An 11,268-nucleotide genomic window follows, 5' to 3' on the forward strand; every position below is an offset into this window, starting at 1 on the left:
ACCATTAGTGGCTCTACTCTAGCCAGCTAAAACCGGATAGCAACGGAAAATTGCATTTCTAGGAAATTTTTTTGGCCTTTGGCCTTTCTTGTTACGTATGTTCTCAATAAATTCCATTGAGGTAGTAATGAAAAAACTCAGCAAATTACTCATTTCCGCAGCCATTGCGCTGCCACTTATGTTCACTCTGCTCGCCAAAGTCGGCGTTGCCGATACCATGGACAAAACCGCACCAAACTTAGCATCCTTGCCTGTTGCAACGCTAGCCGGCGGTTGTTTTTGGTGTACTGAATCAGACCTTGAAAAATTGAATGGGGTGTATGATGTGGTGTCTGGTTATTCGGGTGGCGAAATGACGAATCCGACGTATCGACAAGTCTCCTCGGGTAAAACGGGTCATATTGAAGTGATTCAATTTCGCTACGATCCTAACGTTGTCAGCTATGAAGCGGTGTTAGATTACTTCCTACGCCATATTGACCCTACCGACGATAAAGGTTCGTTTGTCGATCGAGGTCCACAATATCGCCCTGCTATTTTTTATCATACTGCCGAGCAAAAACAGATTGCGGAGCGGTTTCTTAAAGAAGTCGATGAGGCGCAGATCTACCCAAAACCACTTAAAACGGAACTGATTGAGTACGAAGCGTTTTATCCCGCAGAGCAATACCATCAGGATTACTACAAAAAAAGTAGCTTGAAATACAAGTATTACCGCCACGCCTCTGGTCGTGACCAGTATCTCGATAAAGTCTTTGGTGATGATCGCATTGAGCAACCCAGAACACTGCGTCAGTTGATTGATGAGAAAGCACTGACGAAAAACGCCAAAACCTACTCGCGCCCATCGGACAAAGAGATCAAAGCACAACTGACGGATTTACAGTATTACGTCACACAGAAAGAAGGCACTGAAAGACCCTTTAACAACGAATATTGGGATAACAAAGAGGCGGGTATCTATGTCGATATTGTCTCTGGCGAGCCGCTCTTTTCTTCAACCGACAAGTATAAATCCGGTACAGGCTGGCCAAGTTTTACCAAACCGATTAGCTCGGCTTACATTGTCACCAAAACCGACTACAAACTGCTGTACCCTCGCACCGAGGTACGAAGCAAGTTTGCGGATTCGCACTTAGGACATGTGTTTGACGATGGACCAGCACCAACCGGATTGCGTTATTGTATGAACTCAGCGGCCATGAAATTTATTCCAGTGGCTCAAATGGAGAACATGGGTTACGGCGAGTATTTAACCTTGTTCCAATAGCAACGTCGGTTTTCTGTTTATTCTCCAATGAGGGGCACATTTTGTGTCCCTCATTTTCTTTTCAATTCGTCTCATACCTACAAACAGTGATTTCAAACTGGATTTTACAAATTATCTGGTTTAAGGTTCCATCCATTGCAATTCACTCTGTTGCACATTTATTCCCCAAATTTGTTCCGCGAGAGGTAAGGCAGTTGTTTCAACACCATCTTTCTCATTTCCCTGCGGAACACTTCCCTTTCAAATCACAATTCAATAGATCGCATACCAGCCATTAAATATATTGATTGCTGCATGGTTTTTTTTAATAATTCCTGCTCAAAAATGATAAAAATTAAAGCACTACAATCATTGTTCCGCTACTCTTAGCTATATGATTGTTAGCTCTCGTTAAAAGCATAATTAGAATGACAAGCGACGACTTTAAGAAATCCACCGCTAATTTAAAAAAAGCGGTACCTTTGATGATTAAGAACCACGTAGCGGCCACACCTGCAAACTATGCCCTTTGGTATACCTACGTGGACAACGCTATTCCTCAACTCAATCAGGAATTGGATACCGTTTTAGAAAACTACGGTATCTGCCCACCCGCGACTAACGAGCAGCTCTACAACAACTACGTAGCGAGCAAAGCGGAAACCAGCATGAAGGACCTGAGAAGCAACATTGAAGTGTTGTTGCTCGAGGTTGCGAGCTCCATGACGGATACCATCGCGGACACTTCCTCTTTTTCGACACTCGTTGATAAAAATTTCAGCAAGTTAGAGAAAGTAGAAGATGAAGGCTTGAGTATTGAAGAAGTGATGGGCGTTATACGTGAACTGGTGACGGAGTCACGCGAGATCCGCCACTCCACCCGTTTCCTCACGAGCCAACTCAATAACGCAAGCAACGAAATCTCTCGCTTGAAAGAGCAGTTAGCGGAAGTGCAAAGAGACGCTCTCTTTGATGGACTATCCACACTTTATAATCGCCGTGCGTTCGATAGCGATCTCAAGGCACTAGTAAATGCCCAGCAAAACCTAAGTCTTATCTTGCTCGACATCGATCATTTTAAAACCTTCAACGACAACTATGGCCACCTGTTTGGCGATTCGGTGATTCGTGCGATTGCCAAACGACTGCAAACAAGTTGCCGTGAAGGTATTGCGGCGTATCGATTTGGCGGAGAAGAGTTCGCGTTGATTGTGCCCAATAAATCTCTGCGAATTGCTCGTCAATACGCTGAGTCACTTCGCCGCACCATCGAAAAACTGAAAGTCAAAGACAAACGCTCTGGCCAGCAGGTGGAAAACATCAGTGCTTCATTTGGTGTTGCCGAGTTGAAGCCAGACGAAACTTCAGAATCGTTGATCGAACGTGCTGACAAACTGCTTTATGAAGCGAAGCAACTTGGTCGTAACCGCGTGATGCCACTGTAAGGACGCCAAAGAAAGCCTCGAGAAGACTTCGAGTGCCCGCGCCCGCACTAAGAAAGACATACTGCATGCTGAGCGTTCAAAAATGATAACGGTCAACAAACTCAACACAAACAACAAAGCCCCAAGAATCAACAGAGATGCTCGGGGCTTGAGTTGTGTGTCTATTTAGATGCTATAGCAGTAACTCAGTACATAATCTTCACCACTTTTCGCGGTATATTCTTTATCTTCACTGCTGGCCATTGGCTTACCATTCACGTCGCCTTTCACTAGACTGATCCAATGACGCATTGCCGTTGGTGCATCACCAGTTAATTCAGGGCTAAAGGTCGTGCGCGTTTCCAATTGAATATCGTCGATATCGACAAGTTCCACACTTCCTGTGCCTTTGTGGCAACCCAGCATCACTTCAATGTGGCTGCCTGATTCATCGCGTAGCAAGATAGAGCAAGGATCTTCTTTCTCTCCCGTGAACGCGACAAAATGTTTTGGTGCTTGAAGGCCACTGTGAGAACCATCTGCAAAATATGCCATCAGGTGGCGATAGTCGATCACATAGGCGGTTACGTCTTGATGAGAGCCAGATTCTAGCGGAAACATTCTGTCGAGAAGCTGTTTCGCTTTTTGTTGTTTTTCATCTTGCTGATTAGAATTTACCGCTTCGACGGCAAATACGGCTTCAGCGATAAATGGGCGTTGTTGTTGGTTTTCATTTTTATCGAATGTCAGCATATTCATCGTCTTGTCCTCTTGGATAACACACAACAATTTTGTTTTAGAGCACATACTTCAAACTTACGTTTTAGTTGCAAGCAAATTTGTGAAGTTGAAGGTTCTTTTCCTTGCTCTCTTAGTATGTAGACTAGCGAATTTTTTACTACAATTTCACAACAAAAATTTTACAGTGTGAATTTTACAAAATGTCTGTGTCAAAAAGCCTGATTCGCCAATCGCATTTTCTGGGGACAAAAATTAGAAATTTGCGGAAAAATAACCACTTAACAATGGAAGACCTTTCTGCGCGCTGTATTCGTATTAACCCTGAATACGCCCCTTCAGTTTCCTACCTATCGATGATCGAACGGGGAAAACGCGTTCCAAGCATCGATATGTTAGAAGTGATTGCTGAAGTTTTTCAAAAAGATCCCGCTTGGTTCCTCGATGATGAACCCGAGCTCGAAGCGATTACCCCCAACAAAGGCAATCGCGGTGGCTTAAATGGGATGGCGTTAGAACCCAGCTTTCTTTTCTCCAACGACATTTTACAAATCGCCATTCCCGAAATGCTGTCACAAACGGGCATTACAGGACGCCAATTCGCTCACTTATTGATCCGTGCTCACCAAGAAGCCAACCAAAACCATTTCCCAGATTTGGAAAGAGCTGCGGAAGAGGTTGGCAAGAAACGCCTGAATTTATCGGCAGAAGATCTTATCGACATTGCGAAAAGCCTTGGCTTGGATATCCGTTGGATCAATCGCACGCCGAAAGATGTAGTGGACGAACTTGGCGTTAACGCCAAGCAACTCGTCACCTCTTTTATGGAGCCACCGGGCACTATCTACCTCAACAATCTGATGAAAGAGTACCCAACCCGCTTAAAATACGACTTGGCGGTGTACATCGGTCATCGAATTTTGCACAGCTCAGACAACGTGAAAAATGTGCTCTCCATCGGTCACCAAAATAACTGGGATCAGAATGACGATGTTAACCCAACCTCTGAGCTCAATTCACAAGACATCCTACAAGCTTGGCGAGATTTTGAATCCAGTTTTTTTGCTGGTGCACTCCTTTGTCCTAAAGTGCCTTTCCGCCAATTGCTTGATCGCTCAGGTTACGAAATCGATGTGCATCAGAAAGCGGGCGTCTCACCTTCTGTCGCCATGCGACGTATGACGGTGGTGTCACCCTACCCTCACTGGCACTATTTTGATGCTTATGGCCCGGGCAAGTTAAAAGCGGTTTATCGTGGCAATGGCATCCCTCTACCTTGGGGAAATATGCGAACGGTTAACGACCCATGCCAGCATTGGGCGGTATTTCGCCGCCTATCCGAACCACGTAATGGCAGTTCTGCACAACTTTCCATCTTAAACGTGGGCAATGAGCCAAGGCTATATTGCTGTGAATCCATTAACGTGATGGACCCTGCGGGCAATAACCGGGTGTTGTGCGCCGGCATCGACCTTAACCCTGCGATTAATGCCCAAGGTGGCGATGCACTCGAGATTGCGGAAGAACTGAAACGCCTATGTGTCAAACAAGGCGGAAGTGCTGAGATTCCTTTCCATATACGAAAAGACCTCAAGACCATCGCAAAAATATTGAACATCAAATGGATTGAACGAGGAATCGAAGCCCCTGCTCGTCTCATTTGTTCTCGTGGCGCTGTCTGTCCAAGGCAGCCAAGCTGTTATGCCAAATGTTCAGAAGATGAATAAAAAAAGGCCAAACACAATCAGGTGTTTGGCCGTATATATGTGTGAACAAGTCATTATTCACTAACAACGTCAGTTGGCTAGGTGACCCTCGGCTTAATAAGGGTCACCTTAACTAAAGCAGAATACGTGCCAAGTTTAATATGGGCATAAAATCACGAATTCCGTATCAAATCGGCGTATTTATACACACAAAATTGCATATTGCATTTGCATAATGCAACCTCAGACCAATATGCTAACAATTTCACTATCAATAACGCATTATACTCTGTGGTTACGTTTTAAACGCTTGATATAAATCCGATTAAAATTTATGTGATTCACTCAACGTTATCTCACTTTACCATCCATCATGCGCGTGATCTCACTCTATACTTGTTTAGAAATTCTTAATATAAGCGTGTCGTACGTCGCAGATTCGTATGACTTGGAGAGGTTTTATGCATTCGCTTTTACGTCGGTTCCAACTCTATATCATCGTGAGTATTGTGGCTGGAATTCCTTTACTGATTTCCATTTTCCTAGCCGGTAATACCATTCTTGATTTCAATCGTCAGGCTAAGATGTCAGAAGTGGACAGAGAAGCCATTAAGATGGTGATCTTGTTTGACAACCTGGCCCATAATTTAGCGGTAGAACGGGGACTCACCGCAGGCGTACTCGGTAGCAAAGGTAATCCAGACCAAGTCGCCGCCTTAGGGCAGCAAAGAGGAAAAGCAGACCAAGCGATCGCCGCGTTGCGCAGCTACAAACCCGAGTTACTAAATAGTACCTTCGTCAATATGCTGGTCAGCGACATCACTCAGCAACTCAGCCAACTGAACAACGTCCGAGCCGGAGTCGACAAACTCGCACCAACCATCGCCCCATTCGGTTATTACTCCAATCTCAATCAATTGGCGATCGATAACAGCCGTTTAATGCTGTCACAAGTGGGTAACTACCAGCTTGGTGCACTTGGCGAATCTCTTGTATCTATCATCATAATGAAGGAACGAGCAGGTCAGGTACGCGGCGCACTTAATGGTGTGTTTGCACGCGGCCAAGCAACCCCGGTTCTGTATGCCAATATCCAAGGCTACATCAGCTCCGGTGACTATGCGAAGCGCAGCGCGATGCTTGAGCTTCCCCCACAATTCAAGCAACAGCTTCAAAACCAAGAACGCAACCAAGTTTGGCAGCAAGTCGAAAGCATCCAGAAGAGTTTCCTGTCTCAATCTGAGCAGCTCGATGCCATCAACGGTCCAACGTCACAAGAATGGTTCAAACTCGCAACAGAACGCATTACCTTGATTAATCAAGTCCGCAATTTGTTACAAGGTGAAATGAACACCCTTTCAGAACAACGCGCAGCCAGCGCCATCATGACCCGCAATGTTCTCACCATCGGCGCCGCTGTGCTTTCCTTCCTGTTTGCGTGGATCGTTATCGCGACCGTCACTAACTTGAGAAGTCGTGTTGGCTCCTTAACAAGCAAGTTGTCTGAGATGGCTAAACGCTGCGATCTCTCCGTCGATCTTGACCAAACGGGCCGTGACGAAATTGCCTCAATTGCAGCGAGCGTTAACCAACTTAACCACGCGATTCGTCATTTGATACAAGATGTCAAAGAGACCAATGATCACAGTACAGAACGACTGAGCCAAATCATTGCAACTTCCGGAGAACTCGACTCAAGCGGCCAAGAAACCATCGCAAAATGTGACAATATCGCCACCGCAATGACCGAGCTGTCTCAATCCAGTGTTGAAATTGCCCATTCAGCTGAGCGTGCAACCGAAGACACAGACAATATGAACCAGCAAGTATTGGAGTGCCAAAGCCAAAGTACACTTTCATTTAATTCGGTAAAAAGCTTACTGGCGCAAATCGATGCCACGCAGCATTGTATGCATGAGTTAGAAAGCGATACACAAAGCATTGGGCAAATCGTCGCGACCATCAACGCCGTATCCGAACAAACCAACCTCTTGGCGCTCAATGCTGCGATTGAAGCCGCCCGAGCAGGAGAACATGGCCGTGGTTTCGCAGTTGTCTCATCTGAAGTCAGAGATCTTGCTCAGCGTAGCCAAGAAGCAACAGAGAGCATCAGTAAACTGCTGGATAAAATTCGTGACAACACAAAATCTGCGGTGGATAACATGGCGAAGAGTAAACAGGCCAGTGATGAAACTTTCCATTCTGTCGATGTAGTAAAACAGAGTGTCGAAAAGCTGGAATCGGCTATCGAACAGGTCAATCAACACATCAGTAGTATTGCCAACGCCACCATTGAACAGTCCAAAGCCAGTGAAGCGATCGACAAAGATGTCGATGTTTTGGCCGACATTGCACATCGCACCGGTAGCCATGCGAACAACCTCAACGAAATCGTCAACGGTTACCAAGCAGAAGTGCATCGAGTACAAGGTAAACTTCACGAATTTAAACTCTAGTCTCTCAAGACGAAAACAGTACTGCTGTACAAAAACAACAAAGGCCCAGCTGGGCCTCTGTTGTTTCTTTTTGTTAGCAACGCGAATGGTTCTTTTGCCGACAATTAACACTCATCTGAACGCTAGCCAATGGCGGCAAAACGCATTTTGTTGGCCTTTTTCTCGTTATACATACGCTGGTCGGCTTGTTTGAGCATCTCTTCAGAATCTTTCATCTCATGGTGGAACAAGCAGTAACCAATGCTAATGTGTAAATAGATCAACTCGCCTTCATACACAATGGGCATCGAGCAAAGCGCCGCTTTGAGTTTATTGAGTAAGATTTCCATGTCTTTTTCATGCGTCATTCTTGCAGAGAGTACCAAAAACTCATCGCCACCAATGCGTGCGACTAAGTCGGTCGAGCGCAAAGTACTCTTCAACCTTTCCGCACAAGCAATCAGTACTTTGTCACCAGCTGCATGCCCATGAGTATCATTGATCTGTTTAAAGCGGTCGAGATCGAGATTAATGACGGCAAAGGTATCATCGCGGCCTTGTTTCTTGGCGTGTTCAAAATGGTGTTCTAGGGAATACATAAAGTAACGTCGGTTCGGCAACCCCGTCAGCTCATCATGCAAAGAGCGGCTATGCGCCATCGTATAGAGACGATAAATAGCGAGAAACACCAGACAGAGTATTAATGCAGTGGGGTAACCAATCAAGCGCACAACTTGTGTTTGATACCAGGGCATTAACGCGGCATAGCGCCCATCATCGGCCACAGCCAATACCCAACCTCCGTAAGGAAAGCTCACACGCTCTTTGACAAATGCATCATTGAACGTCGCTTCATCACCATAAATCATCGCTCCTTTCTCGGCTTCACTATCCAAACCTTTTATCGCGACTCGATATTGATAGGCAAAACTGGCAAATCCAACCTCCATCAATAGCGAATCAAAATTCAGTACGGCACTGCACACACCCCAATATTGGGAATTAAGCGGGGGATCGCTAAAGATAGGCACACGAGCCACCAGCGCCTTACCTCCTTGAACTAACTCAATCGGCCCAGCAATAAAAATCTCTTCAATGGTTTTCGCTTTAACGATAGATTCCCACTGTGCTGGTTCTTTTTTGTAGTCCAATCCTAAGACGCTCTCATTTCCGACCCATGGATAGACATAATTCACCACGTCATCTCTTGCGAGGCCTATAACGCGTAAATGTTTCCCTTTGCGCAGAATTTTCTCAGAAGCTTGGTCAAGCGCTTGCTTGTTGCTATTTGGATGAAGAGAAATGAGCGTTGCTAGACTGCTCACGATGTAGATGTCCGACACGATCGCCGCTTCCAACTTCGAACGAATGGTGGATAGTTGCTCTTTTGCTTCTCGCTGGAAATACTCTTGGCGCACTTTTTTCTGCTCATGATGAAGCAGTTCGACAATGCCGACGGAAAGAGTGATGAACAGGAGAAACAATAAGTTAACACTCCATCGCTTTCCAAACGTATATTTCATTAAATCCCCAGATCAACGCCTACAACGTAGGACAAGCAAATAATAAATCGTTATTATTGTTAAAAAAGTTAATATATGTATAAGAATAAACCAATCTTGTATTTATAGGTAAGCAATATTTCGTCTCTTTCTAGGTAAGTGTATGTCATCTTCAATGTTTTTGTTTGATTCACCCGATTGGTTGACCATAACCGATGGCCAGTTGCTGTGGTGGCCGACATTTCTTTCTCAAGATCAAGTCGAAACGTACTTTGCTCAGCTAAAGCATGAACTTCCGTGGGAGCAAAAAGCCATTCAAATGTTTGGCCGCCAAGTCCTACAACCTCGCCTTCAGGCTTGGTGTGGTGACGCGGCTTACACTTATTCAGGCTTGACCATGCAACCTCTGCCTTGGACACCCACGTTACTCGATCTAAAAGCGCGTTGCGAGAATGCCTCCGGCCATTTATTTAACTCGGTATTGGCGAATCTCTACCGCAATGGACAAGACTCTATGGGCTGGCATCAGGATGACGAACCAGAACTGGGCGGCAATCCTGTCATCGCCTCCGTCAATTTGGGAGAAAGCCGTCGCTTTGTTCTTCAACACCTCATTACCAAAGAGAAAATCGAGTTCGAACTGACCAGCGGATCGTTATTGATCATGGCAGGCAGCACTCAGCACTATTGGCGACATTGTGTACCCAAAACCGCTAAAGCCAAATCGGAGCGAATAAATCTCACCTTTCGCCAGATAATTCCTACCGCCATTTGACCTGACGCTTACATAAACGGTGGCAATAACTGATACCTTTCGATTTATCATCTTGATATGGGACTCAGTCATGAATATCGCCACACGGATACTAATTACCCTGCTCTCTCTCGGTATCGGCTTCTCTGCCTTTGCCAATGAAGAAAACAGCAAACCCACTTACCAGCAATCAGCCTCCTTGATAAAAAGCACTTACGAGCAGCAACTCTATACCTTGTCGCCTTTTAAAGAAGGTCATTACGGATTGCGTATGTATCGCCAAACACTCGACCCAAAATATTCTGCTGCCGTTTGGAGTGATATGGCGAGAGTCGCAAGCCGCTTAAATCGCTTTGCTTCTGAAGTGTATACGCCCGAGCAAATCATTCTTTATTCTGAAAAGCGTATTGCAAGCTATCTTGATGATACTGATGAACGAAGTGTACGCCGTTATACCGCCACAAAGCACATGCCTGAGTATCTGTATCTTGGTGTGGATCTGCTTGGCTCGATGGCTCGTGCCAACGAATATGGTTTGGAACACAAACAAGACGCCAGGTTACGTGAAGTGATCCGCCGCTACGACTTTAAAAAATACGCCACCAATCCGGAAATGATTGAAGCGTGGGCAGCTCAGCTGGCCAATCAAGTTTATTGGCTTAAGCAGCTTGGGGAGCAAGACGTCGTGCAAGCGTTTATTGATGCCTTCCGCCAAACCTATCCGGATGCAAAAGATAAACAGCTCAATGGCCAACAATACGGCAACAAGCTCTACGGAATGACCCATATCATCTTCGCTGATTCAGAGTACTATCAGCATCAAGTGGATGAGAAGCAGCATCAATGGATCTTTGACTATTTCCGTGAACACATTGACACCATATTGATTCGAGCCAAAGAAGACATCATCGCAGAAGTCGGGATCAGCTTTTTACTCGCAGGACTAGAAGATGATCCAGTGGTAGAAAAAACACGCCAAGCCATTCAAGCTTCAATCGACCCTGAACGCGGTATGATCCCGTCAGTATCCGGTGGTTTTGAGTTAGAGTCAGGCGAACACCGTAACGTGCTAGCCATTATGTTGCTCGATTGGCAGCGCGTGAATGAAGCCCCCACCCTGCAACACAACCCGAAAGTTTTTTCCTCAATGCCTTACGGTTTGATTGCTGATAAGCCAGCTCAACCCTAACCTTTGCAAATCTAGCGTATAAAAAAATGCCCTGTTCTCACAGGGCATTTCAGATTGATGACGAACCCCGCTTTTTAAGTGGGGTTCTTTTTTGGAAGCGACCGTAGGTCGCGATCGTGATTTTTTTTGTTATATCGTGCGCAGAAGTTTCCATTCATTACATGGGTATACAGAAGCAAGTATCTGCCTTATTTCTGCCATATTTAAGCCCATTTTTCGTAGATAGTTCACCACCAACGCTATCTTCTTGATGTTTTGGGCTGCCGCTGCC

At 45.5% G+C, this 11,268-nt stretch carries 8 protein-coding genes; 6 read left to right on the plus strand and 2 right to left on the minus strand.

The features are described 5' to 3' along the window. Window positions 1–127 precede the first annotated feature (127 nt). Together msrB and CIK04_RS04510 are read left to right on the plus strand one after the other, a co-directional pair. Window positions 128–1,270 (plus strand): peptide-methionine (R)-S-oxide reductase MsrB, encoded by a 1,143-nt coding sequence (msrB, locus tag CIK04_RS04505; protein WP_097352536.1) that lies wholly within the window; start codon window positions 128–130, stop codon window positions 1,268–1,270. A gap of 407 nt (window positions 1,271–1,677) precedes the next feature. Beyond that, window positions 1,678–2,694 (plus strand): GGDEF domain-containing protein, encoded by a 1,017-nt coding sequence (locus tag CIK04_RS04510; protein ID WP_038964700.1) that lies wholly within the window; start codon window positions 1,678–1,680, stop codon window positions 2,692–2,694. 165 nt (window positions 2,695–2,859) lie between these two features. On the opposite strand, the gene CIK04_RS04515 is transcribed toward CIK04_RS04510, so the two are convergent. Next, window positions 2,860–3,432, minus strand: coding sequence for a malate synthase (locus tag CIK04_RS04515; protein WP_039451487.1), 573 nt, complete (start codon window positions 3,430–3,432; stop codon window positions 2,860–2,862). A 182-nt stretch (window positions 3,433–3,614) separates the two neighbouring features. Between CIK04_RS04515 and CIK04_RS04520 the strand changes: the two genes are divergently transcribed. Together CIK04_RS04520 and CIK04_RS04525 are read left to right on the plus strand one after the other, a co-directional pair. Beyond that, on the plus strand, window positions 3,615–5,138 hold the full coding sequence (locus tag CIK04_RS04520; protein WP_045612001.1) for a DUF3612 domain-containing protein: 1,524 nt from the start codon (window positions 3,615–3,617) through the stop codon (window positions 5,136–5,138). Between the two features lie 440 nt (window positions 5,139–5,578). Then, window positions 5,579–7,573: a methyl-accepting chemotaxis protein gene (locus tag CIK04_RS04525; protein ID WP_038964699.1), complete on the plus strand. Its 1,995-nt coding sequence runs from the start codon at window positions 5,579–5,581 to the stop codon at window positions 7,571–7,573. Between the two features lie 122 nt (window positions 7,574–7,695). On the opposite strand, the gene CIK04_RS04530 is transcribed toward CIK04_RS04525, so the two are convergent. Next, window positions 7,696–9,075, minus strand: a complete 1,380-nt coding sequence (locus tag CIK04_RS04530) for a diguanylate cyclase (protein WP_097352535.1) — start codon at window positions 9,073–9,075, stop codon at window positions 7,696–7,698. A gap of 142 nt (window positions 9,076–9,217) precedes the next feature. Between CIK04_RS04530 and CIK04_RS04535 the strand changes: the two genes are divergently transcribed. Both CIK04_RS04535 and CIK04_RS04540 read left to right on the plus strand, forming a co-directional pair. Next, the gene (locus CIK04_RS04535; protein WP_097352534.1) at window positions 9,218–9,829 is read left to right on the plus strand and encodes an alpha-ketoglutarate-dependent dioxygenase AlkB; all 612 of its coding nucleotides are present in this window, start codon (window positions 9,218–9,220) and stop codon (window positions 9,827–9,829) included. Between the two features lie 70 nt (window positions 9,830–9,899). Next, window positions 9,900–10,997, plus strand: coding sequence for a DUF3541 domain-containing protein (locus tag CIK04_RS04540; RefSeq protein WP_097352533.1), 1,098 nt, complete (start codon window positions 9,900–9,902; stop codon window positions 10,995–10,997). Window positions 10,998–11,268 lie beyond the last annotated feature (271 nt).

It is taken from the genome of Vibrio sp. 03_296 (genome assembly GCF_002265885.1).

What these genes read in the sequence shown, in the direction of transcription:
- CIK04_RS04525 (WP_038964699.1), top strand. Translation starts at nt 5,579, where the DNA reads ATGCATTCGCTTTTACGTCGGTTCCAACTCTATATCATCGTGAGTATT.
- msrB (WP_097352536.1), top strand. Translation starts at nt 128, where the DNA reads ATGAAAAAACTCAGCAAATTACTCATTTCCGCAGCCATTGCGCTGCCA.
- CIK04_RS04540 (WP_097352533.1), top strand. Translation starts at nt 9,900, where the DNA reads ATGAATATCGCCACACGGATACTAATTACCCTGCTCTCTCTCGGTATC.
- CIK04_RS04515 (WP_039451487.1), bottom strand. Translation starts at nt 3,432, where the DNA reads ATGAATATGCTGACATTCGATAAAAATGAAAACCAACAACAACGCCCA.
- CIK04_RS04530 (WP_097352535.1), bottom strand. Translation starts at nt 9,075, where the DNA reads ATGAAATATACGTTTGGAAAGCGATGGAGTGTTAACTTATTGTTTCTC.
- CIK04_RS04520 (WP_045612001.1), top strand. Translation starts at nt 3,615, where the DNA reads ATGTCTGTGTCAAAAAGCCTGATTCGCCAATCGCATTTTCTGGGGACA.
- CIK04_RS04535 (WP_097352534.1), top strand. Translation starts at nt 9,218, where the DNA reads ATGTCATCTTCAATGTTTTTGTTTGATTCACCCGATTGGTTGACCATA.
- CIK04_RS04510 (WP_038964700.1), top strand. Translation starts at nt 1,678, where the DNA reads ATGACAAGCGACGACTTTAAGAAATCCACCGCTAATTTAAAAAAAGCG.